Origin of the sequence: Paenibacillus sp. 1-18 (assembly GCF_000520755.1) — a bacterium.
Taxonomy (GTDB): Bacteria; Bacillota; Bacilli; order Paenibacillales; family Paenibacillaceae; genus Paenibacillus; species Paenibacillus brasilensis.
This window is the reverse complement of record NZ_ASSB01000328.1, coordinates 1-26,805: the sequence shown is the minus strand read 5'-3', so window position 1 is coordinate 26,805 and position 26,805 is coordinate 1. Positions and strand designations below refer to the sequence as shown.

Sequence of the window (26,805 nt, the reverse complement as noted above, 5' to 3'; positions counted from 1 at the left end):
GCGGCTGAGCTAGCCGCCCGTGCACATGCGCTGCCTGCGGAGGCGCACGCCTTGCGTGAGGCGGACGCCGCCGGGCAGCAGCGGCACATTCGTGCAGTTGCTGAGCAGGAGGCGGCTGCCGCAGCGCTGACGCAGGCGCGGAGCAAGGGCGAGGCATGCGCTAAGCGCAGCGAAGGATTGCGTGCCGAATGGGCGACGCAGCTGCCGGACGTGGCTCCGGGCGAAGCTGCGGAGCGCTATCGCGCCATGCAGGAACGCGACCGGCGCGCGGAAGAGCTGCGCTCACGTCTGGAGACGAGCGTAACCTTCCTCGAAGAAAAGGCTGCACGCATTCAGCAGATACAGCAGAGCATCATCGAGGAAGATAAAATCATTATTGCCCGTCGTACCGGGCTCCAAAGCAAAGACGATTCGTTGCGTGAGAAGCAGGTACAGCTGCGAAAATGGGTTGGCGAAGGGCAGGCAGCCTCCTTGCTGGCAGAAGCGACTTCATTCCTGCAGAGACTTAAAAACGAAGCTGAAGCCGCGGCACGTCGACGTACTGAAGCGGAGGAACGCAAGCAGCAGGCCGTTCATGCTTCTTTGATTGCCCGGCAGGCTTCCGACTCGGCCGAAGAAAGACGGCAGACGTCTGAGTCCCGGTGGGGAAGTCGTCTGGCAGATTCATCTTTTGCGACAGAAGTTGAGGTCATGGAATGCTGTCTGGGGCCGGATGAAGCCGCGCGTTATGAACGTGAAGTGAGCCTGCATCGACAACGGGAACAAGAGCTGTCCTCCCGCTTGAAACATGTGGAAGAGCAGCTGAATGGAGCAACGGTCACAGAGGAAGAGTGGGAAAGGGCTGCAGCGCAGCTCCGCGATTGCCGTACACGTGACGAAGAGGCGCTTCAGAATCGTGCCAAGGCTGAGCGTGATTTGGAGGATTTGCAGCGCCGGCATGTCCGCTGGGTGGAGCTGGAGTCCAAACGTATCCAATTGCGAAGCGAGGCAGAAAAGCTGTCCAAGCTCCAGTCTGTTTTTCGGGGCAATGCCTTTGTTGAATACATTGCAGAGGAGCAGCTCATGCAGGTAAGTCAGTCCGCTTCACGACGTTTGCGTTTTCTGACCAAGCAGCGCTATGCGTTAGAGGTAGATTCCAGTGGTGGTTTTGTCATTAGTGACGATGCCAACGGTGGAGTCAAGCGTCCGGTATCGACTCTGTCTGGCGGCGAAACGTTCCTGACCTCCCTGTCGCTCGCGCTTGCGCTATCGGCTCAAATTCAATTGCGAGGCCAGTACCCGCTTCAATTTTTCTTTCTGGATGAAGGCTTTGGAACGCTCGACCCTGAGTTGCTTGATACGGTGATCACCTCACTGGAAAAGCTGCATCACGATCAACTGTCTGTTGGTGTGATCAGCCATGTCCCTGAGCTGAGGGCTCGTCTTCCACGCAAGCTGGTCGTTCTTCCTGCTGAGCAGGCCGGAGGCGGCTCCAGAGTGGTCATGGAAACATTTTGAAGCAACGTGATACAGATCACATATACAGTTTCAAAGTGTTGTTATAATACAGATAAGCCGACAAGCTAATCATACAGCACCCCGGCGGACGTATGCTGAGGAAGGTATTTCCCGGTATACGTCCGTTCAGAGGGGCTCTGCCAAGAGCCTCCGGGGTGCTTCTTTTTTTTGCAATCCGAAATTCGCCCAATTTTCTGTAGCACATAGCCCGTTTTTGAATAACATACGGTATACATGCAAGAGCCTAGGAGGAAACAACCATGGAAAATAGCATGCCAACCGTTACAGCACCGGAACAAACGGATGCTAAAACACTATGTCAAAAGCATATGCATCGTTATGTATGCGTATGGGTGAAGGACGGAACCATGTATGATGGGATCGTAGAACATGTGGATGATGAAAAATTGTATTTAGCCGTTCCCGGGGGCGAGATGGAGAACGCGAACGTAAACGTGAATGCGAATGCGAACGTGAATCTCCCTTATCCACCCAGCAACTGCGGCTGTGGCGGCTCTCGCGCTTTTGGGGGATATGCGTTTTATCCACCTTATCCTGCTTTTGGATATGGATTCGGATACGGCTTCCCTTTTGGGCGCCGCCGCTTTAATCGTCTGATTCTGCCACTGGCTGCGCTAACTGCGATTGGCCTGCTGCCTTACTATTAAGCCACCGATTGCCCTATCGCCATAGTGCACATCCCCAATGTGTTCATATAGTCAGCGCACATAATGATCATGTTTTATATGTGCAGCCAAGCGGCTTTACTACAAAATTATATATGTTCACACCATAAAGGCTGCTTCTTCCATCAAGAAGAAACAGCCTTTTTTATCTCTTTTTCCATCCCAAATAATTAGTTCCAATGATCCCATCTTAAATTATCGCAGCTGTATCGGTACAGTTTTATACTATGGGTATCTGTTCATCTACCAAGCGTGTTAATATCAGGTGTAAAACTGGATAGGATATGTACAACCAAAAATGCGATAGGAGGGTGTTTGTGAAAAAATATATTTTCATTTTATCGGATATAGAGCTTAAAATTCGTGAGGGTCAATACAAATCCGGTCATAAGCTGCCTTCAGTCCGTGACGCTTCGGAGCTATACGGGTGCAGCAAAAGCACGATTTTGCGGGCCTATGCTGAACTTGAGAAGAAACACGCCATCTATTCCATACCGCAAAGCGGATATTATGTAGTGGAGAATTCTGGCGATGTGCGCCATAGCCATATGGATGACATCGTTGATTTTACTTCGGCATCTCCGGACTTAAACGTATTTCCGTATTTGGATTTTCAGCATTGTTTGAACCAGGCTATAGATACCTACAAATATCATTTGTTTACTTACGGGGATTCACAAGGGCTGGAGACACTGCGTCATACATTGGTTTCCCATTTGGCTGATAATCAGGTGTTTGCAAAAATGAACCGGATTATCGTAACTTCTGGTGTTCAGCAAGCGCTGGAAATACTCGCTAAGATGCCATTTCCCAACGGCAAAGAAAAGGTTTTGGTTGAGCAGCCAAGCTACGATATTTATTTGCGTTTTTTGGAGGAAGAGAATATACCTGTCAGCACTATTGCCCGAACAGCAGCAGGTATGAATTTGCAGGAATTGGAGAATCAATTTAAGAACGGAAATATCAAATTTTTTTATACCATGTCAAGATATCATAACCCATTGGGAAGCTCATACAACACGGAGAAGCGAAAGGCTATAGCTGCCCTGGCGGCCAAATACGATGTGTACATTGTGGAAGATGACTATATGGCTGATTTGGGAGTTGATGATTTTTTTGATCCTATATATGCGTATGACCAGACGGATCATGTGATTTATTTGAAAAGCTTCTCAAAAATCATTTTTCCTGGCTTGCGTCTAGGGGTTGCAGTTTTGCCAGAAGCCCTATTGAAAACGTTCCAGGCCTATAAACGATACGTCGATACTTCCATGTTATCTCAGGCTGCGCTGGATATTTATATTAAAAACGGAATGTATGAACGCCATAAGCATACGATATGCAATCTGTATTCAGAGCGCATTCGTATTCTCAACCAGGCGGTAGAACGATATAATCAGGCCGGACTTGTAGAAGTCTCACCTGTAACATCAGGAGTTTATATGCAGTTTAAGCTGCCTCGAATCGTGAACATGGAGCGCTTGGTGCAGCGCCTTTCCGCAAGAAAGGTCCAGGTTATATCTGGCAAAGGCTTTTATTTGGCAGGCTATAGGGAACAAGAAAAGTTTTTACGCATCAGCATTTCACGTGCACAGCCGGATCAGATTGATGAGGGCGTGAAAGCCATAATAGAGGAAGTGGGAAAGGGAAACTGGTATTAAGCCCCTTTTTCCGTTATGATACATATAGAAATATAGGTATAATGTATATGCTTCTATTTGGTCGTGGGACATACATAACTTTGAATGCCGAGAGCAATTGTCATTAATTGCTTATCATCGGCTCATTGCTAAAGGAGAGTTTTGAATGGACGATCTGTTTTTGAAAATTGTGGATGGAACTATCCCCAGCAAAAAGGTACTTGAAACTGACAATGTACTTGCATTTCATGACATCCAGCCTGCGGCGCCAGTACATGTGCTCATTATCCCGAAGAAATATATTCCTTCGATGAATGCTGTGACAGAGGAGGATCTTCCTCTCATCGCGGAGATTCATCGTGTTGCGGTTGAGGTGGCGAAAAAGCTGGGAATCGCTGAGTCCGGTTATCGGCTGATCAACAACTGCGGCCCGGATAGTGGACAAGCGGTTGGGCATCTGCATTATCACCTGCTGGGCGGCGCCAAATTAGGGGCCCTGACAAGTATTTCGGACTCACATTCATAAAAATGACAAGGCTTGTCTTTCATTTAAATATTCATTTTTTCTTATAGGTTGACACCCGGTTTCCGTTTCACCTATAATAAAATTTGATGAACCGTGTTATTGCTCTTGGACGGTCTGGTCGGAGGGAGGGAAAACTGGTGTCTGAAACTAAAGTTCGCAAAAACGAGACAATTGATGCTGCACTTCGTCGCTTTAAACGTTCCATTGCTAAGGATGGCGTATTGGCTGAGGTGAAGAAACGCAAGCATTATGAAAAGCCAAGCGTAAAGCGCAAGAAAAAGTCCGAGGCTGCTCGTAAGAGAAAGTTCTAGGAGGAGCTGAGCAACCATGAATTTGAGCGAACGATTAAACGAAGATATGAAGCAAGCTATGAAGAGTAAGGACAAGTTCAAACTCTCCACCATTCGAATGGTTCGTTCTACGATTAAAAATCTTGAAATAGATTTGAAACGGGATTTGGACGACAACGAAGTGCTTGATATTCTGAGTCGTGAGATCAAACAGCGAAAAGATGCCCTCCATGAATTTGAAAAAGCCAGTCGCGATGAACTTGCGGCAAGCACGAAAGCAGAAATAGAGATCATCGCTCAGTACCTTCCTGAACAACTTTCAGAAGAAGAAATTAAAGTTATTGTACAGCAGACCATCCAGGAAACCGGTGCTTCTTCGAAAGCCGAGATGGGGAAAGTAATGTCGGCCTTGATGCCTAAGGTAAAAGGTCGCGCTGACGGTAAGCTCGTGAACCAGGCGGTTCAACAATTTCTGCAATAAACCTGCGACAAACAGGAAAACACAGCACCCTCTGTTCACAGAGGGTGCTATTTCTGCATTTTCCATCTTTCACCTCATGATCGTGTAATACGAAAAAACCTTTTTTTGAAAGCGCTATCTATAATTGCATGAAACGTGATGTTTGTTAGATACGTAAAGTATGTGACAGCCGTCAGGAATAGCAACAATCCCAATAATTTCACATTAAATCCTGAAAATTGTGTAGTTTACCTAACAAAGTTTGATATGCTGTAATAAAGCAAGATCGAAAGGGGGGAGAGAAATGCACAGAGAACAGCACCAATCCAGCCGCAAAATGATCTTTTTAACGTTATGGATTGTGATATCAGTTATCCTGCTGCCATTATTTCATTCCGGATCAGCGGAGGCCGCAGCCAAAGGAGGATCTGTATTCGTTATACCCATAGATCAGGAAATTGAACAGGGCCTAGGCCGTTTTATGGAACGTGGATTTGCTGAAGCAGCAGAGTCCAAAGCGGGTCTGATTTTGCTGGATATTAATACGCCTGGCGGACGGGTAGATACAGCGGATAAGCTGGGCAAACTGATTAAAGACAGCCCAATTCCGACCGTAGCCTACATCAGGGGCGAAGCGGCATCGGCGGGGAGCTATATTGCGCTCAGTGCAAACAAGATCGTTATGGAGCCGGGAAGTATTATTGGAGCTGCAGCGTTGGTAGACGGCAAGGGGCAGGCTGTCACCGACCCGAAAATAATAGCTTGGTGGAAGAGCAGCATGGCATCTGCCGCAGAATCTGGCGGACGTAATCCGGATATTGCGAGGGGGATGGTAGACTCCAAAATTACGGTAGCTATCCCGGAACTGAACTTTAATAAGGAAAAAGGCCAGATCATTTCTTTAACCAGCGAGGAAGCGCTTAAGCTGGGTTATGCGGATCACATTGCCTCCTCAGAACAAGAGGTGATCCAGTGGATGGGCTACAGCACAGATGATGTATTTTATGTGAAGCAAACATCGGCTGAGAAAGCTGCCGAAATATTAACCAACCCGATCGTACAGACATTGCTTTTATTTATCGGTATCGCGGGTGTAGTTATTGAACTGCTTGTACCCGGCTTTGGTGTACCGGGAATTTTGGGCATACTCGGATTTGGTTTATATTTTTTCGGCAATTATATCGCTGGTTTTGCAGGTTCAGAGACATGGCTGCTGTTTATCATTGGCCTGGCTTTGCTTATACTTGAAATGTTCATTCCAAGCTTTGGTATATTGGGCATATTGGGTTCCGTTAGCCTGGTCGCTGGCGTTGTTCGAGCGGCTTACGACATGCAGCATGCATTTATATCCTTGGGCATTGCCTTTGTAGCTGCTGTTGCCGTGGTGGCGATTATTGCGATTGTATTCAAGGATCGAGGGATATGGAACCGTTTTGTACTTAAAGAAAGCTTAACGGCTGACCAAGGTTTTTCTTCGGTTGTGAATCGGGAAATATTATTAGGTCAGCGGGGTGTGAGTCTGACACCGCTTCGTCCAGCCGGAACGGTGCTTATTGCTGATGAGCGTGTCGATGTTGTAACGAATGGCGAGTTTATTGCCACAGATACGTCGATCATCGTATCCAAAGTAGAAGGCGGACGAATTGTGGTCAAGGCGGACACTAGCGTCTAAACACGCAGATAAACGAAGAATTCAATTATTGGAGGATGATGCGAGTGTTCGAATCGGGTATCGTCAGCATTTTGCTGCTTGCCGTGTTAGTAGTTATTGTATTGAGCGTATTTTTTAGTTTTTTCCCGGTGATGCTGTGGATTTCGGCATTGGCTTCAGGGGTGCGGATTGGTATCATTACGCTGGTGGCCATGCGCTTGAGACGTGTTACGCCAAGCCGAATTGTGAATCCGCTGATTAAGGCGACCAAAGCCGGTCTGGGACTGAATATCAACCAGTTGGAAAGCCATTTTCTCGCGGGTGGTAATGTAGACCGCGTGATCAATGCATTGATTGCTGCGCAGCGGGCTAATATTCCGCTTGAATTTGAACGTGCTGCTGCGATTGATCTTGCGGGGCGGGATGTGCTGCAAGCGGTCCAAATGAGCGTTAATCCGCGAGTTATTGAGACACCTATTGTTGCTGCAGTTGCCAAGGATGGTATCGAAGTAAAAGTTAAAGCACGTGTTACGGTACGTGCCAACATTGATCGACTTGTCGGGGGTGCCGGGGAAGAAACGATTATTGCACGGGTCGGTGAGGGGATCGTTACAACCGTCGGCTCTAGTAATTCGCATAAGGACGTGCTGGAGAATCCAGATTCGATTTCAAGAACTGTATTGTCCAAAGGCTTGGATGCAGGGACAGCGTTCGAAATCCTGTCCATTGATATTGCAGACGTCGATGTAGGCAAAAATATCGGTGCATTCCTGCAAACCGAGCAGGCGGAAGCAGACAAACGTATTGCTCAGGCGAAAGCGGAAGAGCGGCGTGCAATGGCTGTGGCGCAGGAGCAGGAAATGAAGGCGCGTGTCGTAGAAATGAGAGCGCGTGTGGTGGAATCCGAATCCGAAGTGCCGCTGGCTATGGCTGAAGCGCTGCGTGGCGGGAAGCTTGGCGTCATGGACTATATGAATTTGAAAAATATTGAGGCAGATACGCAAATGCGCGGCTCCTTGGGCAAACCGAATGAGAACTCGGGCAATGACAAAAACCGGGATTAAGCAACGGGATATAGCCGATGAATGACGACGGCAGCAAGGCGGTGAGTAATGAACTTTATCAGCTGGATTTTTGAGCATTTGTATATCTTGATCGTGATTGGCTTTGCATTGGTATCCTTCCTGGGAAAAAGCATTCAAGGCACGGGCCGAAAATCTCCTCCGGGAAATGGGATGCCCACCTTTGGTGGTGATCAGAGCTCGCGCAGGCCCCAGCCGCCATCCAGGCCTATCACCGTGGGACATAGACAGGAGCAGAATCAGACTAGCAGGCAGGATGTTACCGGAGAATTGCAACGCCAATTTCCTAATGAACGGCGGTCAGTTATGGAAGCTCGTCGTATGGAAGAGGTAGTGAACGATCGGACGGAAATGCAAGGACAAATGGAGCAGGAATCCTCGGATAACGGTTCGACTCTAGAAGAGCGGATTCGTGCCATGGAGGAAGATCGCAGAAAGGTTTTAGCCCGCCTCGACCGCATATCCAATGTGAGGGAGTCTGGGGAGATTACAGATGGGGTAGAGCCAGTATCACAAGGGCGCAGTACGGTCAATGCGGCTGACCTGCGCAGAGGTGTGATTTGGGCTGAAATATTAGGTCCTCCGCGTTCCAGACGTTATATGAGTAGAGATAGACGTTAAATGACAGTGAGATCCGTCACAGCTTTGGCTGTGGCGGATCTTTTTTTACTAATGCATCAGGAATGCATCGGAAATACATAATCACGTCCAGAATAAAAAAGTTGCAACGACAACTGCTCTATTTACCTGACAATGAGTGTGATAATCCCATGTAACGCACAGCTTTCTTACATTCGTTGTCATCAAAAAAGGTGGCATTGTGTCTAGTTTAGTGCTTTATTTGTGAAAATAATTACATGAGAAATGATCAAATGTAACAATATAAATGATGCTTTCCAAAAGCAGTTTTCATTTTTTCTTTTTTATATATAATGTTCTTCAATGATAAATATTTATGAAAAATTACTCCAAATTTAGCTAAAATATGCGTTATATCGAGGTGAGGAAGCGCGGTTTGTAAGATGTATAAAAAATTTAATATTAAGGGGGATGGGATGGATGAGTAATGGCCTATTCAGAAAAAAAAGCATTGAGCAGTTGGTTGCTGCTACACGGGGAGAAAAAGCACTTAAAAGGGAACTGGGCGCGTTTGACTTAACGATGCTTGGGATTGGAGCCATTATCGGAACCGGGATTTTTGTTTTGACAGGTACAGGAGCAGTTACGGCTGGTCCGGGTTTGGTTATCTCTTTTGTGATTGCAGGGCTGGCCTGTTTATTCGCTGCATTGGCTTATGCCGAGTTTGCATCCACTGTTCCAGTCTCTGGTTCTGTCTACACTTTTACATATGCCACGATGGGGGAGCTACTGGCCTTTATTATCGGATGGGATTTAATTTTGGAATACATGCTGGCCGCCAGTGCGGTTTCTGCAGGCTGGTCGGGGTATTTTGTATCATTCCTGAATGGACTCGGCATTCATATTCCTCTTGAATTAACTGCTGCACCAGGCGCTTTAAAGGATCAGCCCACCTATTTCAATCTTCCGGCTTTTCTGATTTTGATGGGCATTACGTTATTGCTTTATTTTGGAATCCGAGAATCAAAACGAATAAACAATATCATGGTTATTGTAAAAATTATTGTGATTTTATTATTTATCATCGTTGCTGTTAAATATGTGAAGCCGGATCACTGGACACCGTTCTTGCCTTTTGGCTTTAGTGGAGTGTTTGGGGCCGCAGCACTTGTGTTTTTTGCCTTTATTGGTTTTGATGCCGTTTCATCTGCTGCGGAAGAAACTAAAAACCCGGCTCGTGATTTACCGCGGGGGATTATTTTCTCACTTGTGGTTTGCACGCTTTTATATGTCGTTGTTAGCGGGATTATGACAGGTATTGTGCCGTTTAAGGATTTTGAGGGCATTTCCCACCCGGTATCACTTGTTTTGCAGGTTGCAGGGCAGAACTGGGTTGCAGGTATTGTGGATATAGGGGCCATTTTAGGGATGACAACGGTCATGCTGGTTATGCTCTATGGTCAAACCCGCATCATGTTTGCCATGTCACGTGATGGCTTGGTCCCCAAAGTATTATCAAAGGTTCACCCTAAATATAAAACGCCGTATATTAACACATTGTTTTTTGGAACTTTATCTGCGCTAATGGGCGGTCTAATTCCACTGGATGAGTTGGCAAGTTTGGTGAACATCGGAACCCTGTCAGCATTTATTCTGATTTCGGTCGCTGTTATCGTTATGAGAAAAACACAACCCGATTTGCCAAGAGCCTTTCGCTGTCCTGGGGTTCCGTATATTCCGATCCTGGCCATCATTTCGTGTGCTGTACTCATTCTTAATTTGAATGGTCAGACCTTTATTCGCTTTTTGATTTGGCTTGTTATTGGCTTGGCGGTTTACTTTTTGTACTCCAGAAAAAACTCACTTTTGAATCGCGACTCCAAGAAATAACCGTTTATATGAATAATATCAAAAAAGACAGCCTTGTTTTTGATTACAAAACTGGGTTGTCTTTTTTGCTGTAGTTTTTTGAAAATTTTGTCTTCTTGCGATGGAATATAGGGATTGCTACGAATTGTCAGTTTCGCCTCATAAATGCGATGAGTGGATCATAAAATGTAAAGTAAGATATCTGTGGCCCTAGTGTGATGACGTTCATATTTAAGTGCTATCGGCAGTCCATGTAAATAGAAGCGTAGCTATCATTAAGATAACTAGGGACATTGTATGATAATGACAGAAGCGATGAAAAACTTGCAGCGTAGCTGCCGTCAAAAAAATAATTAGCTGTTGATAATAACAGCTGCTTTGATGACAGGAAAGGGGATTTCGCCGTATGAGCCGGATGAGCCGCAAACTGCGAAAGTGGGCCAGCGAAACACTGGAGCTTCCGCAGGACATTCTATTTGACCTGCCGCGGTTAACCCTCATTGGCAGTCGCCAGCTTTATGTGGAAAATCACCGGGGGGTTATGGATTTCACACCGGATCGGCTTGTATTGGCGCTTGCACAAGGCAAACTGCGGGTGTCAGGGCATAACCTGGTCATTACGTCCATTTTGCCGGATCAAGTCAGTGTGGAAGGACAGATTACCGATATTCAAATGGAAGGAACGGAGGAAGGCTCATGAAACATCCTGCTTTAACGAAGCTGCGTGGCACAGTGACGCTTGCCGTTAGCGGCGAAAGCGTGGAAGCTTTCATCAATTTGCTCACCGAGCATCATATACCTGTTTGGAACGTGCGGCCGATGGGTACGAAACATGCAGAAATGAACCTTCTGCTGCCGCACGTCTTCCTGCTGCGTCCTCTTTTGAGAAGGACAGGCTGTAAAATGCATATTCTGAAGCGACAAGGGCTTCCATTCATCGCTATCCGACTTGCCAAACGTAAATTTTTTCTGGCAGGACTGGCTCTATTCTGGATAGGTCTGCTCCTGATGTCATCGCTCATTTGGGATGTTGAAGTGAAGGGAAATGACAAGCTCTCGACGGAATCCATTCTCAAAGCTGCCCGACAGGAAGGGCTTTATCCGTTTCAATGGAGCTTTCGACTTTCCAGCCAGGACAAGCTTTCGCGTGCGCTCATGCAAAAGCTTCCTCAGGCATCCTGGATCGGTGTGGAGAAGCAGGGCACATTGGTGACGATTCAGGTTGTCGAAGCTTCACAGCCTGCTCCTGCGCCGCTCTACAGCCCTCGTCATCTCATCAGCAAGGCAGACGCAGTAATTACTGAAATTTTTGCCGAGCAGGGTCGCCCTGTTGTGCATAAAAATACACGTGTCAAAAAAGGAGACATTCTCATTTCAGGAGCGCTGGGAGATGAGGAGAATCAGCAACTGGTCGTAGCCAAGGGTGAAATTAAAGGACTGGTATGGCATGAATACGAAATTAGCAGCCCTATGGTGCGGCGTAGCAGCACATACACGGGAAACAGTCACGACCGCTTGTATCTGGTACTGGGCAACCGTGCAGTACAGCTTTGGGGATACGGAAAAGTACCTTATCCTGCCCATAAAACAACAGTTGAGCATGACCCGCTAACGTGGCGCTCCTACAAACTTCCGATTGGATGGATGACCGAAAGTGTAAGAGAGACCAAAATACAGCAGGAAAAGCTTACAGATGCAGAAGCGAAAAAAACAGGAATAGAAGGAGCCCGCGCCGATATTTTAGCCAAATATGGTAAAGGAACGAAAATAATGAGCCAAAAAATTTTGCATGAGAAGAGAGAGAATGGTAAAGTTTATATGAAAGTGCTTTTTGAAGTGGAACAGGATATTGCGGAAGAACTTCCGTTAGTTCATAACCAAGGAGAATGAGGCTATTTGGCAGAACAACAACGCAGCATACAAATTGCATTGAACAATGCGGGAGAAGGACAGGCGTTATTCGGCCCGCAGGATTCCTTTTTAAAATTGATTGAAGCCGCTATTCCCGCAAAAATAGCATCTCGTGAGGCAGAAGTTAATGTTTTTGGTCATGTTCACGAGGTCGAAGTGCTCGAGCAATTGTTCGATGTACTCCTCCAGTTAATCCGTAATGGATATATCCTGACCGAAAGGGATGTCCATTATGCGATTGAGCTGGCAAAAGATTTGCGTGCTGACCAACTGCTCGATTTGTTCAAGGGAGAAATTACGACCACGTTCCGGGGCAAGCCGATTCGGGTCAAGACGATTGGACAAAAGCACTACGTAACAACCATTAAGAAACGCGATATTGTTTTTGGAATTGGGCCAGCAGGTACGGGGAAAACGTATTTGGCTGTAGTGCTGGCTGTAGCTGCCCTGAAGGAAGGTTCGGTCAAGCGTATTGTGCTGACACGTCCTGCGGTGGAAGCCGGTGAAAATTTGGGCTTTTTGCCCGGGGATTTACAAGAAAAGGTTGATCCCTATCTGCGACCGTTGTATGATGCGCTATACGATGTGATGGGCCCAGAGCAAACTGCAAAGGCACTGGAGCGCGGATTGATCGAAATTGCCCCTTTGGCCTATATGCGGGGGCGGACGCTGGATGACTCATTTATTATTTTGGATGAAGCGCAAAATACCACGCCGGAGCAAATGAAAATGTTTTTAACACGGCTTGGCTTCGGCTCGAAAATGGTCATCACTGGCGATGTTACACAGATTGATTTGCCTCGTGGCAAAAAATCCGGTTTGATTGAAGCCCATGCGATTTTACAAGGGATTGAGGAAATCGGCTTTGTCCAGTTTGCGGAACAGGACGTTGTCCGTCATTCTCTCGTTCAGAAAATAATCGTCGCTTATGACCGAATTGCTGAAAATCAAGGGTAGAATCCATGCCACGAATGTGGTCCGGTTCAATCCACAGATTGAAGTGAGCAGCGTAGCTGCCTTGAAAAAGATAATGGAGAGGGATTGTTTTAGATGACCTCGAAGGAATTATCCAACGGAAAAACGTTCCAACATAGAATGAATGGATGGAAGTATAGCGTGGCGACACGCTATCTTCTGTTTTTATTTTTGGTGATTCTTTTTTATGTTAGTTTTGCGTCCAAGCTGCTCCCCGAACGCTATGATATCCGGATAAATCAGCCGAGTGAAAAGGAAATTGTCGCTCCGATGCAGCTTCCAAACAGCAAGGCGACCTTGAAGGCACAAGAGGAATCAGCTGAACGCGTGCAGCCTATGTATACAATTGTACCGATTCGCAACGATAACCTGATTACTGGCATTTTGGATCGTATTGAACGACTCAATCAGGATGATCAGGTATCCAGAGCGGACAAGATTGCGATTTATAAGGATGAAATTCCTCAGCGTGCACGGGATTTTGTGCAGAATTTTGTAAGCAACAGCCGGAATGCGGATGCATACCCGGACAAGCTGCTGGATGAGGTTCTGCAAAAGACGAAGGAGCAAACGTACCGCATCCCAGAGGAAACGTTCATTAAAATTCCACGACTTACGTCTGAGGATATTGCCGAGATGCGCCCCGTTGCCCGTGAGATTGTGACGGGTTTGATGAATGATCAAATTACGGATGCCCAGACAGCCCGTGCGAAGGTAGCTGAACGGGTTAGTACAAGCTCTCTCACCAAGCGTACCTCGCGGGAGGTTGTTCAGGAGCTTGCACGGCTTGTGATTACAGCCAACAAGTTTTATGATGATACAGCTACGAAGGATGCCAAGGTACAGGCTCGTGAAGATACACCAACTGTTTATATTAAGCAGGGTGAGGTACTCGTCAAGAAGGGTGAAATTATTACCCAGGAAATCTACACATTGCTTGATGAAAACGAGCTGCTTAAGGATAAAATCAACTATTGGCCACAATTCGGCCTATTGATGCTGTCTACGATGCTGGCTCTGGGACTATTCATGTATATTCGTCAATTCCAATCACGAACACGAAACTTCAAGTATAATAATGCACAATTGCTGATGCTCGTGTTGATCTTTGTAATTACGGTAGGGGCAATGCTGCTCGTTGCCATACTGCAGAACAGTGAACGCTCCTATATCGGCTATCTGGCGCCTATCGCGCTTGGCGCTATGCTCGTAACGCTGCTGCTTGATATGTCGGTGGCTTTCGTTTGTGCCGTTATATTTAGTATATTGGCGAGTGTCATTTTGAATGTCCGTCAGGGGCAGATTTTTGACTTTAATTTTGGATTTTTTGCCCTTGTAGTCTGTCTGGCAGCTATTTTCTCAACTCATCGGGCTAGCCAGCGCTCCACATTGTTCAAGGGAGCCATTATGGTATGCTTGTTCGGTGCATTGTCTGTTTTTTCTCTGGCATTGATTGACCAAGCCAATTGGACTCAAACAACGACCCTTTATGGGGTAGCTTTTGCTTTTGCAGGCGGTTTGATTACGGCGATACTTGTAATCGGGTTAATGCCATTTTTTGAGTCCACCTTTGGCATCTTGTCGGCATTAAAGCTTGTCGAGCTGTCCAACCCCAACCATCCGTTGCTGCGCAAACTGCTTACAGAGACACCGGGAACGTATCACCATAGCGTAATGGTGGGGAATCTGTCTGAGGCCGCTGCGGAAGCTATAGGGGCCAATGGCTTGTTGTGCCGGGTCGGTTCGTATTATCATGACATTGGTAAAACAAAAAGACCTTCGTACTTCATTGAAAATCAAAATGGGTTGGAGAATCCACATGATACAATAGAGCCGAAGCTGAGCAAATCCATTATTATTGCCCATGCCCGTGACGGTGTGGAAATGCAATTGGATTACAAGCTGCCCAAGCCGATTCGCGATATTGCCGAGCAGCACCACGGAACGACATTCTTGCATTATTTTTATCATAAGGCATTGCGGGAAGCAGAAGAGAAGGGTGTGGAGCCTGACTTCACTGAAGATGATTTTCGTTACCCGGGGCCAAAGGCTCAGTCTAAAGAGTCTGCTGTGGTGGGAATTGCGGATAGCGTGGAAGCAGCAGTTCGTTCCTTACGCAAGCCAACGGTGGAACAGGTGGAGTCCATGATTGAAAAAATCATAAAAAGCCGACTGGATGATCACCAGTTTAATGACTGTGAGCTGACCATGCGGGAGCTTGATATCATAGCTCAAACCCTCAAAGAAACGGTAATGGGGATTTTCCATTCCCGCATTGAATATCCCGAAGAAAGACCCAAGCCTGAGAACGAGAAAGCTTAATCATTTGTCGTGAAGCACGGCTGGAGCACTAAGAATTAAAAGGAGCGGTTGGCATGGGCCTTCAATTAGCGTGGAACAATGAACAAAATGATATGGTAATTAACGAATCCTTGATTGTGCTGCTGAACACCTTATTGGAAGAGGCAGGCAAGATGGAAGGAGTAACGGATGGCGAGGTAGCTCTCACCTTCGTGACTGATGAGCAAATTCATGAGTTGAATAGGGACTATCGGGGGATAGATCGTCCTACTGATGTGTTGTCGTTTGCTATGAAGGAAACGCTGGATGAAGAGCTTGAAATCATCTACGAACCGATTGAAGAAACTTCATTGGAGAATGTACCCGATGTGCTGGGGGATATTATTATCTCTGTGCAGACAGCGCAAGCTCAGAGCGAAGAATATGGACATTCTATTGAACGTGAAATCGGTTTTTTGTTTGTTCACGGTTTCTTGCATCTGTTAGGCTATGATCATCAGGATGAGGCGAGTGAGGCTGAAATGATGGGTAAGCAGGAAGCTGTACTGGCTCAAGTGGGGTTGACACGGTAATGAGACGTCAGCCTTGGAGAATGACCTTTCGCTATGCGGCAGAAGGGGTGATCTACGCTCTGCGTACGCAAATTAATATGCGGATACATGTGGTCGTGGCGCTTCTTGTCATTGTAGCAGGCCTATGCCTGCGCATCTCCCGGCTCGACTGGTTGTTTGTCTGTGTAGCAATGGCCTTAGTCATTGTAGCTGAGCTGATCAATACTGCTGTCGAAGCAGCAGTAGATCTCATCTCACCTGATATTCATCCTCTGGCCAAAACGGCTAAAGACACCGCCGCCGGAGCCGTGCTCCTGGCAGCGGTGTTTGCTGTAATTATTGGCATATTTGTGTTTTACAGGCCTTTGTTGACGTTAATTAGTCAGCTCATGTAATAAAAATAACAAAACAAAAATAGGCGCTTAATAGCGCTGGAGGAAACGAAATGGTTAAGAAACACTTTAAGTCAGGTTTTGTCGCGATTGTTGGCAGACCCAATGTAGGAAAATCAACACTGATGAATCATGTCATTGGTCAAAAGATCGCCATTATGTCAGATAAGCCGCAAACCACACGCAACAAAATTCACGGGGTATATACAACAGAGGACACACAAATTGTATTTTTGGATACTCCGGGGATTCACAAACGCCAGTCTAAATTGGGCGATTATATGAATCAAACCGCCTTTAATGCGTTGGGTGAAGTGGAGGCGGTGCTTTTTCTTATTGATGCCGCTGAAGGCTTAGGCGGAGGCGATCGTTTTATTGTAGAACAGCTAAAACAAGTGAAAACGCCAGTTATTTTGGTTCTGAATAAGATTGACCGCATTGAACCGGAAGCGTTGCTGCCTTTGATTGAGCAATATCGTAAGCTCTATGAGTTTGCGGAAATCGTGCCGATCTCGGCCAAAATGGGCAACAATGTCGACCGCCTGCTGGAGCAGTTGCAAAAGTATTTGCCAGAAGGTCCGCAGTATTACCCGGATGACCAAATTACCGATCACCCGGAGCAGTTCGTCATTGCCGAGCTGGTACGGGAAAAGATTTTGCATATGACGCGCGAGGAAGTACCGCATTCTATTGCGGTCATGATTGAAGACATGAAAGTGCAGGACAACGGTGTCGTGCATATTATGGCTGTCATTTTTGTGGAACGTGATTCCCAGAAGGGCATCATTATCGGCAAACAGGGAGCTATGCTCAAAGAGGTGGGGAAACAGGCCCGCCAGGATATCCAAAATTTGCTGGGTTCCAAAATTTTCTTGGAGCTGTGGGTCAAGGTCAAAAAAGACTGGCGCAACCAGGAACGCGTCCTTCGTGACCTCGGCTTCCACCGCGACGCCTAAAAATCGGTGCTCGACTCTAAAGTCACTTTAGTGTAAAGATTTATTGAGTCTAAAATTGATATTAAATAATGAGCATTTTGCATAAATCCCAAGAGCGTTTTCAAATCAGCGATATATAGATCGAAACGGTTTAGTTCGTCTATATATCGTACTTACGAGCGTTGGGAATCGAATTATGCAAAATGCTGAAATATGTATAGTTGTTTAGCATCATAAAAAAGCCGTCCCGATCTCTACGACTGAGATAAGTAACAGTCTTCTGGTCATTCCAAGCGCCGCGCATGTGCGGCGCTTGACTCTTGCTCTTTCTACTCTTTACTTCCAGCGATGAAATAAGGAGCGTTTTTAAAAAGGGTTATGTAACTGCGTACACGTTGTAGCGGAGCGGTGTTTCAACCCGCATGCAGCAGCCTTTTTTTATACACTCCATTTATTTCATCGCATACTTCTTCCCTCTTCGCACCATCCTAATTTTTGAGATGCAAACGTCATTTCCGAAGAAAGGATGAATACGATTGCGAGATTTTTCGTGGAAGTATTTTGCGATGACTGGAGATGTCGGTGCGTATCTGCTATATAGGGAGAGCGCCGTGACAAGGGAGCAAGACACGGATGAAGGGAAGTCGGACGAGCATGAAGAAGCCTGTGATTAGCGCAAGCCACTGGCTTCTTCGCGAATGTTTGGGGGAAGAGGCATGCTTTACAGGGTGGAAGGAATCGTCATCCGCAGCATGGATTACGGTGAGGGGAACAAAATTATTACGCTTTGCACCGAAAGCGGGGGTAAAGCTGGTGTGCTGGTCAGAGGAGCAAAAAAATCCAAAAGCCGTCATGCCGCTTTGACGCAGCCGTTTACGTACGGCGAATTTGTTTATTTTCGAAATACAGGCCTAGGCACGTTGAATGCCGGTGAAATTATTCAATCCCACCATGTATTGCGTGAGGATATTACCAAGGCTGCTTACGCCTCGTATGCCTGTGAGCTGCTTGATCGAGTGCTACAGGATGAAGAAACGGGCACATTCTGGTTTAAGCAGCTTAAAGCTTGTCTGGAAGCGTTGGAGAGCGGCAAAGATCCGCTGATCGTTATGAGTATTTATGAATTTAAAATACTGCAGGCGGCGGGTTACGCGCCTCAACTAGATGCCTGTATCTCAAGTGGACAACAATGTGCTGATGAGGACATGTTTGTCAGTCCCAGACTGGGTGGGGTTTTGTGTCGGGGCTACAAGCATTTTGACCCAACTGCATTAAGCGTCACACCACGTACATTGAAGTTGTTGCGTTTGTTCGCCAGAATGGATCTAAACCGTCTCGGCAACATTGACGTAAAGGACTCCACCAAGCTGGAGATCAAACATGTCATGCGACAGTTTATGGATATGCAGCTGGAGGTCAAGCTCAAATCACGCAACTTTCTGGATCAGCTTGACAAGTACGATATGTGAAATACCCTGATCTCTTGACTACGCTGCTGAAAACGTGTAATATCCTACTATATATCTCCTTTGGGAGCAGATGCATTGAACGAGAAAGTAGCGGGATTATTCTCTAGGATTAGCGAGTTGGGGACGGTGTAAGCCCAGCGAGAATTTTTCGTGAACAAGGCACTCGGGAGCGTCTGAATGGACACGGAAAAGAGGATTACGGTCTGACTGGTGATTAGGACCGCAATCAAGTAGGGTGGAACCGCGGGAGTGAGCTCTCGTCCCTACGTCTGTACAGGCGTAGAGGCGGGGGCTTTTTGCTGTCTCTGGCAGGCATGTTGGAAGTAAACGGCCCTGTACATACGAGTTTGATAAGAAGAAATCACCACCATTTGAAGTAATTGGAAAAGGAGCGTGTACCATGAATTTTCAGCAAATGATTTTAACGCTGCAACAATTTTGGGCCGAGCAGAATTGTATTATTGTACAGCCGTATGACACGGAAAAAGGGGCAGGCACGATGAATCCGATGACCTATTTACGGTCGATCGGACCCGAGCCGTGGAACGTAGCTTATGTTGAGCCTTCTCGTCGTCCATCAGACGGACGTTATGGTGAGAACCCGAATCGCTTGTACCAGCATCACCAGTTTCAAGTGGTCTTGAAGCCTTCACCTGACAATATTCAGGAATTGTATTTGGAGAGTCTGACTCGTTTGGGGATTAACCCTCTGGAGCATGATATTCGTTTTGTCGAGGATAACTGGGAAGCACCAACGCTGGGAGCTTGGGGACTAGGCTGGGAAGTATGGCTGGACGGTATGGAAATTACCCAGTTTACGTATTTCCAGCAAGTAGGCGGTATTGATGCCAGTCCGGTTGCGGTTGAAATTACGTACGGTATGGAACGTCTTGCTTCTTACATTCAGGATAAGGAAAATGTGTTCGATTTGGAGTGGGTCAATGGAATCACGTACGGTGATGTCTTCCACCAGCCTGAATTTGAGCACTCCAAATATACGTTTGAAGTGTCTGATGTCAAAATGCTTTTCACTCTTTTTAATATGTATGAAGAAGAAGCGAATAAAGCGATGGCGCAGCATCTTGTATTTCCAGCCTATGATTATGTGCTGAAATGCTCACATGCGTTCAACTTGCTGGATGCACGCGGGGCAATCAGTGTGACGGAACGAACCGGATTTATTATTCGGGTACGGAATTTGGCGCGTCAGGTGGCTGCGACCTATCTGGAGGAACGCGAGAAGCTAGGCTTCCCGCTGTTGAAGAAAGGAGGTGCGGCACATGTCTAAGGATTTATTGTTTGAAATTGGTTTGGAAGAAGTACCTGCACGTTTTATCCCGAATGCAATTCAGCAGTTGAAGGAGCGTATGGCTGCGTGGCTTGACAACTCGCGTATTGCTTATGGCGCTGTGGAGGCTTATGCCACACCCCGCCGTTTGGCGGTACTGGTTAAGGAAGTAGCAGAAAAACAAGAGGACATCAACGAAGAAGTTAAAGGCCCTTCCCGCAAAATCGCGCTTGATGAAGCCGGCAACTGGAGCAAGGCTGCTCTTGGTTTTGCTCGGAGTCAAGGTGTTGATCCTGAACAATTTACGTTCAAGGAGCTTGGCGGCGTGGAATATATTTATGCGACCAAGAGCAGCGTGGGTGTACCAACGGCAGAAGTGCTGTCCGAAGGCTTGCTGCACATTTTACATGCGATGACATTCCCTAAATTCATGCGTTGGGCGAGCTATGACTTTAAGTTCGTTCGTCCGATCCGATGGTTGATTGCCTTGTTTGGCAGCGATATTATCAACTTGGAAATTGCCGGAGTACAGTCAGGAAATGTGACGAGAGGCCATCGTTTCCTTGGTCAGGACGCCGTTGTAGGACGTCCGGCTGACTACGTTGAAGTGCTTCGCAAGCAGCATGTCATTGTGGATATTGAGGAACGTCAAGCCCTTATCGTGAAGCAGATTGAAGCACTGGCAGCCGAAAAAGATTGGACGATTGCAATAAAGGATGATCTGTTGGAGGAAGTATTGTATCTGGTCGAAACGCCAACGGTGCTGTTTGGAGGCTTTGATCCTTCCTTTTTGAATATTCCGAAGGATGTACTGATTACTTCCATGCGTGAGCATCAGCGTTACTTCCCTGTGCTGGACCGCGCTGGAGCGCTGCTGCCGTACTTTGTTACAGTACGTAATGGTGGCAGTCAATCGCTGGAAGTCATTGCTAAAGGGAATGAAAAAGTATTGCGTGCGCGGCTGTCTGATGCCAAATTCTTTTATGAAGAAGATCAGAAACTGGAAATTAAGGATGCACTCTCCAAGCTGGAAAGTATTGTTTTCCACGAAGAGCTGGGAACGGTTGGAGACAAGGTACGGCGGATTCGCCGCATTGCTGATGCTCTGGCAGAGAAGCTTCGTGTTTCCCCAGATACACAGGAGTCGGTTAGCCGAGCAGCAGATATTTGTAAATTTGACCTGGTAACACAAATGGTATATGAATTCCCGGAACTGCAAGGTGTTATGGGTGAGGATTACGCCCGTAAGGCTGGAGAAAAGGAAGAAGTAGCGAGAGCAGTGTTTGAGCATTATCAGCCTCGTTTCGCAGGAGAAACGGTACCTTCTACCAACGCTGGAGCGATCGTAAGTATTGCTGATAAAATTGATACGATCACAGGCTGCTTTTCCATCGGTATTATTCCGACAGGCTCGCAGGACCCTTATGCGCTTCGTCGTCAGGCCGCAGGGATCGTACAGATTTTGCTGGATCGCAAGCTTTCGGCTACGTTGTCTGATGTGTTTAATATCGCGATCGAAGTGCACAGTAATCTTGGAAATATGAAACGTTCCGCCGATGAAATACGTAAAGAATTACATGAGTTTTTTGGATTGCGCGTGAAAAAATTATTGTCCGAGACTCTTCGTTATGATGTCGTGGACGCTGTGCTTGCAGCCGGATTTGATGATGTTGCTTCTGTTGTCAACCGCGGAGCTGCACTGATGGCTGCAGTACAAACAGGCGATAGTTTCAAGGCTACTGTTGAGTCCTTTAACCGTGTGAGTAATTTGGCTACCAAAGCGGTTCATAAGTCAGTGAATACCGGTGAATTTACGGAACAGGGTGAAAAGGCTCTTTACGAAGCATGGTACGGCGCTTACGAATCTTATAGTGCAGCTTTACAGGAAGGCGATGCGACGAAAGCGTTAGAGCTTGCTTCATCCATCACCCCTGCAATAACCGCGTTTTTTGATTCCGTTATGGTTATGGCTGAGGATGATGCTGTTCGTAATAATCGTTTGGCTTTGCTGGCTGCTATTGACTCGGAATTGAAGCGTTTTGCGGATTTTTCCAAACTTGTAGGTTAAACGTCAGTCGTCATGGTATGAACAACTTGAAAAAATGGGTATAAATATACGGAACGGTGTAAGAGTGATCTTGCACCCGTTCCGTATTTTACTCGAATCCACATGGAGATGGGTGATGCTTGTGGAGATATCCGGAAATTTATCGGGTATTCGAATCGTTGTTGACGGCGATGCTTGTCCCGTTAAAAGCGAAATTGCAGATACGGCTTCCCGTTTTCATGTTGAGGTTATAATGGTATCCTCGTATGATCATCTCATCCAGGGTAGTGAAGGCGTGACTGTCGTTAAAGTGGACCGGAGCGACCAAAGTGCCGATCTCTATATTGCTAATCATATCCGCCGAGGAGATATTGTAACCACCAACGATTACGGTCTTGCCGCCCTGGCCTTGGCTAAAGGCTGTGAAGTGATGTCCTTTCGCGGAGCTATCTATCGAAACGATTCGATCGATTTTATGCTTGATCGCCGTCATACTTCTGCCAAAGAACGGAAAAAAGGACGCTACGGTAAAAGTCCTAAACCGTTTACATTAGAGGATCGTGAAGTTTTTCAACATAAACTGACAAAACTTTTACTCTGCTTGCAGGAGAATGAGTAGCGGTATCGAATTATATTTACGTGCTAAAGAGATGAAGGTGGTTTATATGAGTGCCGGACAAGGTAATATACCGGATGATATCATTGAGGCTGTTTTACAACATCATGATATTGTAGATACGGTGAGCAAGTACGTGCATTTGACCAAGCAGGGGAAATATATGAAAGGCCTCTGTCCTTTTCATTCCGAAAAAACCCCTTCATTCACCGTGACACCGGATCGTCAGATTTTTTACTGCTACGGCTGCGGCGCGGGAGGGAATGCCATCAAATTTATGATGGAAATCGAAGGACTATCCTTTCCCGAAGCTGTCAGGACAATGGCGGAAGAAAGTCATATCCCACTCGGCGAATGGCAGGGACGTGAGTCATCGCATCAGCATCCTGAGCTGGACAGGCTACTGCAAGCGTATGAGCTAACTTCTAAGATGTACCATTTTTTGCTTAAAAATACGGAGCACGGCAAACCAGCTATGGAATATTTGCGTTCACGGGGGTTCAGTGACAAGATTATTGATCAATTCCAAATCGGCTATGCACCGAATCGATGGGATACGATTGTTCAGTTTCTAGAGAAACGTTCCTTTGATCCTGTAGAGATGGAAAAGGGGGGGCTTATTTCTCCCCGGCATGAGGGTGATGGATATGTGGATCGATTCAGGGATCGTATTATGTTCCCCATCTGGAATCGGAATGGAAAAGTTATTGCCTTTGCAGGCCGTATCCTTGGCGAGGGACAGCCAAAGTATTTGAATTCACCGGAAACGAAGCTGTTCAACAAGAGCCGAACTCTGTACAATCTCCATCATGCTAAAACCTCAATTCGCAAGCTTCGCCAGAGCGTTCTTTTTGAGGGCTACGGGGATGTCATCTCGGCATGGGAAGCGGGCGTACAGAATGGGGTGGCCGCCATGGGAACCGCCCTGACAGAGCATCATGCTACGATGTTAAAAGGACTGTGCGACGAGGTTATTATTTGTTATGATGGTGACCGGGCAGGACAAGCTGCTGCGCTTAAAAATTTTCCGCTGTTGGAAAATGCGGGACTTCACGTTAAGGTAGCATTGGTCAGTGACGGTATGGACCCGGATGATTTTATTCGGGAATACGGCGGTGAGCGCTTTCAGCGTCAAATTATCGAAAGTGCTGTTTCAACGGTGAAATTTAAGCTTATATATCTGAAAAAAAACCATATACTGCAAGAGGAAGAAGGAAGAATCGCGTATTCCCGCGAAGCATTAAATGTCATTGCACCTCTGTCATCCCCGACCGAGCGGGAAGTGTATTTGCGCGAAGTATCAGCCGAAGTTAAGGTGGATTTTGAAACCTTAAAGCAAGAATGCAATTTACTAAGGCAGTCCCTGCAAAAAAAACAGAACATTGGGGATAATAACGAAAATGGGTGGAATAATGGTAGGCATAAAAAAGGGCAGGTCTCCACACCTAATTTGCTGCCAGCTTACCATGTAGCAGAACGCAGATTGCTTCACTGGATGATGCAGGATTTAGAAGCTGCAGAGTATGTAGAAAAGCATCTGGGAGACGCCTTTAATATTGAGGATCATGCAGCGATTGCTGCTTATCTATACGCCTATTACGCACAAGGGAAATTACCGGATACAAGCCGCTTTATTTCATCTTTGCAAGATGACCGACTGGAGAAAAATGTAAGTTCGATCATGATGATGGATGTTCCGGGCGTATGGACACCGCACATTTTGGACGATTATATTCATCAGGTGCGAAAATTTCCATTGCAGGAGCAACTGGATTTGAAGAGAGAAGAAATGAGAGCCGCTGAGCGCGTAGGTGACTTTTTACGTGCAGCACAAATTGCAAGTGAGATTATAGCCCTAGAGAGACAATGAACACACAGAGGTCGGATGTTTCTAGGGAGGAGGGAGTCGAAAGATGGCGAATGATCAGCATACTGAACTGGAGACGGAACTGACACTGGATCAGGTCAAGGATCAATTGATTGAGTTGGGTAAAAAAAGTTCCTCTCTGAACTACAAAGATATCATGGAAAAACTGTCGCCGTTTGATCAGGACCCCGAGCAAATGGATGAGTTCTATGAGCAGCTGGGTGACTTGGGGATTGAGGTTGTGAATGACAACGACGAAGAAGTTACCAGATTGCGTCAAAATGATGACCCGGAAAACAATGACGGGGATGATTTTAACTTCGATGACGATCTGAGCCTGCCTCCCGGTATTAAAATCAATGATCCGGTCCGGATGTACTTGAAGGAAATCGGTCGTGTCCCGCTGCTTTCCGCTGATGATGAAGTGGAGCTTGCCAAACGGATTAATAACGGTGATGAAGAAGCTAAACGTCGGCTGGCAGAAGCGAACTTGCGACTGGTTGTAAGTATTGCCAAACGTTATGTTGGTCGCGGAATGCTTTTTCTGGATCTAATTCAAGAAGGTAATATGGGTCTGATTAAGGCAGTAGAAAAATTCGATTATGAAAAAGGATTTAAATTCAGTACGTATGCAACCTGGTGGATTCGTCAGGCCATTACGCGCGCTATAGCCGATCAGGCCCGAACGATTCGTATCCCAGTTCACATGGTGGAAACAATCAACAAGTTGATTCGCGTATCGCGTCAACTGTTACAAGAGCTGGGGCGTGAACCTACGCCAGAGGAAGTGGCTGCCGAGATGGAGCTAAGCGTAGAAAAAGTACGGGAGATTATGAAAATTGCCCAGGAGCCTGTTTCTTTGGAAACGCCGATTGGTGAAGAGGATGACTCTCATTTGGGGGATTTCATTGAGGATCAGGAAGCGCTGGCGCCTGCAGATGCGGCTGCCTATGAACTACTGAAGGAACAGCTTGAGGATGTACTGGATACGTTGACTGAAAGAGAGGAGAACGTGCTGCGTCTCCGCTTTGGTTTGGACGACGGAAGAACCAGAACGCTTGAAGAAGTAGGTAAAGTATTTGGTGTTACACGTGAACGCATTCGTCAGATTGAGGCTAAAGCGCTGCGTAAGCTGCGCCATCCGAGCCGCAGCAAGCGACTGAAGGATTTCCTCGAATAGAAGCGGTACATTGCGGACCTTCTGCGGCTTGAAGCGCGCAGGGGGTCCTTTTTTATCTCATGGCAGCCTTGGTGGAGGGGAAAAGCTTGGACCAGGAGAAGAAACGGGCAATACTGTTACATGAAATTGAGCATTGGCGGCAAAGCCGATTGCTACCTGAGCAATACTGCGATTTTTTATCCAACCTGTATCGGGAAGAGGGAGATCCGCCACAGAGCCAAAATCGTAACAACACCGGGCTGCTTACATATCTTAAACACGGGCATGGAGTCGCCTGGCTTCTTGGTTTTGTCATTATTTCCTGCATTTGTTTGATCGGTTTTTATTTTACCGCTTTTCCGTTGCCAATGCAAATATTCTCGGCAAGTGTCATCACTGTGATTTGCTATGGATTCGCTGCAATTTGGCGTTCTTCTGAAAAGAGTATGAGCGCTATGGTGAGTACTCTGGGCAGTACGATTATGCTTGGTTCGGGTGTATGGATTATTCAGCTTCATCAGGGTGAAGCTAAGATTTGGTTTCTCGTGCTCGTAGGCCTATGTGGCTTGGTATGGTGTCTCGTGGGATTAACCTTGCGTATTAGTCTGCTTCATTACTGCGGTCTTGTGGGTTTAATTTTAGTGTACGCAGTGCTTATAGGCGGCTATTGGCCTACGGCTACTCTTATGATGCTTGAGGCATTTTGGATTCTGCACGGATTTTTGCTGGTAGGTATATGCTGGTGGGTACACCGCCGTTTCCCGCGTCTGAGCCTGGTCTATTTTGCCACTGGAATGACACTGGTTTTTATGGCTGAAGCAGACATGATCGTCCTGCGCCACCAAGCGGCTGGGGATATGGTATTTTACAGCATACTGAAGTTGGCTATTGTTGTAGGAATTTTATTTTGGACTCGAAAAAAATGGATTACGTGGGTGACGTCATGAAACTTTCGCAACGATTACAATATATTATGGAACAAATTCCTGCCGGGAGCAGACTTGCAGATATAGG

25 protein-coding genes are annotated in these 26,805 nt (G+C 46.6%); all 25 read left to right on the top strand.

Features of this window, described 5'->3' with window-relative positions:
• The coding region (locus tag L693_RS0121320) for an SbcC/MukB-like Walker B domain-containing protein (RefSeq protein WP_025719806.1) at nt 1-1,497 on the top strand (1,497 nt) is incomplete at its 5' end.
• A 260-nt stretch (nt 1,498-1,757) separates the two neighbouring features.
• Complete coding sequence (locus L693_RS0121315) at nt 1,758-2,165, top strand: hypothetical protein (protein ID WP_025719804.1); 408 nt, start codon at nt 1,758-1,760, stop codon at nt 2,163-2,165.
• Between the two features lie 335 nt (nt 2,166-2,500).
• Complete coding sequence (locus L693_RS0121310) at nt 2,501-3,844, top strand: aminotransferase-like domain-containing protein (protein WP_025719802.1); 1,344 nt, start codon at nt 2,501-2,503, stop codon at nt 3,842-3,844.
• 145 nt (nt 3,845-3,989) lie between these two features.
• The gene (locus L693_RS0121305; RefSeq protein WP_025719801.1) at nt 3,990-4,349 is read left to right on the top strand and encodes a histidine triad nucleotide-binding protein; all 360 of its coding nucleotides are present in this window, start codon (nt 3,990-3,992) and stop codon (nt 4,347-4,349) included.
• Between the two features lie 137 nt (nt 4,350-4,486).
• A complete protein-coding gene (rpsU, locus tag L693_RS0121300) occupies nt 4,487-4,660 on the top strand; it encodes a 30S ribosomal protein S21 (RefSeq protein WP_005547957.1) in 174 nt (57 codons plus the stop codon).
• A gap of 16 nt (nt 4,661-4,676) precedes the next feature.
• The gene (locus L693_RS0121295) at nt 4,677-5,120 is read left to right on the top strand and encodes a GatB/YqeY domain-containing protein (RefSeq protein WP_007431248.1); all 444 of its coding nucleotides are present in this window, start codon (nt 4,677-4,679) and stop codon (nt 5,118-5,120) included.
• Nucleotides 5,121-5,403: 283 nt separating this feature from the next.
• A complete protein-coding gene (locus L693_RS0121290) occupies nt 5,404-6,771 on the top strand; it encodes an NfeD family protein (RefSeq protein ID WP_025719799.1) in 1,368 nt (455 codons plus the stop codon).
• A gap of 44 nt (nt 6,772-6,815) precedes the next feature.
• Nucleotides 6,816-7,814, top strand: a complete 999-nt coding sequence (gene floA / locus L693_RS0121285; protein WP_025719797.1) for a flotillin-like protein FloA — start codon at nt 6,816-6,818, stop codon at nt 7,812-7,814.
• A 48-nt stretch (nt 7,815-7,862) separates the two neighbouring features.
• On the top strand, nt 7,863-8,453 hold the full coding sequence (locus L693_RS0121280; protein ID WP_025719796.1) for a hypothetical protein: 591 nt from the start codon (nt 7,863-7,865) through the stop codon (nt 8,451-8,453).
• Nucleotides 8,454-8,891: 438 nt separating this feature from the next.
• Entirely contained in the window at nt 8,892-10,301 is a 1,410-nt protein-coding gene (locus L693_RS0121275) for an amino acid permease (RefSeq protein ID WP_025719793.1), read from the top strand.
• A 385-nt stretch (nt 10,302-10,686) separates the two neighbouring features.
• Entirely contained in the window at nt 10,687-10,980 is a 294-nt protein-coding gene (yqfC, locus tag L693_RS0121270) for a sporulation protein YqfC (RefSeq protein WP_010345357.1), read from the top strand.
• Nucleotides 10,977-12,170, top strand: coding sequence for a sporulation protein YqfD (yqfD, locus tag L693_RS0121265; protein WP_025719790.1), 1,194 nt, complete (start codon nt 10,977-10,979; stop codon nt 12,168-12,170). Before yqfC ends, yqfD begins: the two co-directional genes overlap by 4 nt.
• Nucleotides 12,171-12,176: 6 nt before the next feature.
• On the top strand, nt 12,177-13,148 hold the full coding sequence (locus L693_RS0121260) for a PhoH family protein (RefSeq protein WP_025719788.1): 972 nt from the start codon (nt 12,177-12,179) through the stop codon (nt 13,146-13,148).
• Nucleotides 13,149-13,241: 93 nt separating this feature from the next.
• Nucleotides 13,242-15,488 (top strand): HD family phosphohydrolase, encoded by a 2,247-nt coding sequence (locus L693_RS0121255; protein WP_025719786.1) that lies wholly within the window; start codon nt 13,242-13,244, stop codon nt 15,486-15,488.
• 53 nt (nt 15,489-15,541) lie between these two features.
• The gene (ybeY, locus tag L693_RS0121250) at nt 15,542-16,039 is read left to right on the top strand and encodes an rRNA maturation RNase YbeY (RefSeq protein ID WP_025719784.1); all 498 of its coding nucleotides are present in this window, start codon (nt 15,542-15,544) and stop codon (nt 16,037-16,039) included.
• Nucleotides 16,039-16,413 carry a diacylglycerol kinase family protein gene (locus tag L693_RS0121245; protein ID WP_025719782.1) on the top strand — a complete coding sequence of 125 codons (375 nt, stop codon included), beginning with the start codon at nt 16,039-16,041 and terminating at the stop codon, nt 16,411-16,413. Before ybeY ends, L693_RS0121245 begins: the two co-directional genes overlap by 1 nt.
• 50 nt (nt 16,414-16,463) lie before the next feature.
• On the top strand, nt 16,464-17,366 hold the full coding sequence (era, locus tag L693_RS0121240) for a GTPase Era (protein WP_025719781.1): 903 nt from the start codon (nt 16,464-16,466) through the stop codon (nt 17,364-17,366).
• 515 nt (nt 17,367-17,881) lie between these two features.
• On the top strand, nt 17,882-18,019 hold the full coding sequence (locus L693_RS29520; protein WP_081752183.1) for a YqzL family protein: 138 nt from the start codon (nt 17,882-17,884) through the stop codon (nt 18,017-18,019).
• Between the two features lie 42 nt (nt 18,020-18,061).
• Nucleotides 18,062-18,814, top strand: coding sequence for a DNA repair protein RecO (gene recO, locus L693_RS0121230; RefSeq protein ID WP_025719779.1), 753 nt, complete (start codon nt 18,062-18,064; stop codon nt 18,812-18,814).
• Nucleotides 18,815-19,214: 400 nt separating this feature from the next.
• Nucleotides 19,215-20,102 (top strand): glycine--tRNA ligase subunit alpha, encoded by an 888-nt coding sequence (glyQ, locus tag L693_RS0121225; protein WP_007431234.1) that lies wholly within the window; start codon nt 19,215-19,217, stop codon nt 20,100-20,102.
• Entirely contained in the window at nt 20,095-22,170 is a 2,076-nt protein-coding gene (gene glyS / locus L693_RS0121220) for a glycine--tRNA ligase subunit beta (protein WP_025719776.1), read from the top strand. Before glyQ ends, glyS begins: the two co-directional genes overlap by 8 nt.
• A gap of 115 nt (nt 22,171-22,285) precedes the next feature.
• Nucleotides 22,286-22,768 (top strand): YaiI/YqxD family protein, encoded by a 483-nt coding sequence (locus tag L693_RS0121215; protein ID WP_049825244.1) that lies wholly within the window; start codon nt 22,286-22,288, stop codon nt 22,766-22,768.
• The gene (dnaG, locus tag L693_RS0121210; protein ID WP_025719773.1) at nt 22,761-24,635 is read left to right on the top strand and encodes a DNA primase; all 1,875 of its coding nucleotides are present in this window, start codon (nt 22,761-22,763) and stop codon (nt 24,633-24,635) included. Before L693_RS0121215 ends, dnaG begins: the two co-directional genes overlap by 8 nt.
• A 43-nt stretch (nt 24,636-24,678) precedes the next feature.
• Nucleotides 24,679-25,812, top strand: a complete 1,134-nt coding sequence (gene rpoD, locus L693_RS0121205) for an RNA polymerase sigma factor RpoD (RefSeq protein ID WP_007431230.1) — start codon at nt 24,679-24,681, stop codon at nt 25,810-25,812.
• An 86-nt stretch (nt 25,813-25,898) separates the two neighbouring features.
• Complete coding sequence (locus L693_RS0121200; protein ID WP_025719771.1) at nt 25,899-26,738, top strand: hypothetical protein; 840 nt, start codon at nt 25,899-25,901, stop codon at nt 26,736-26,738.
• Nucleotides 26,739-26,805: the final 67 nt, after the last annotated feature.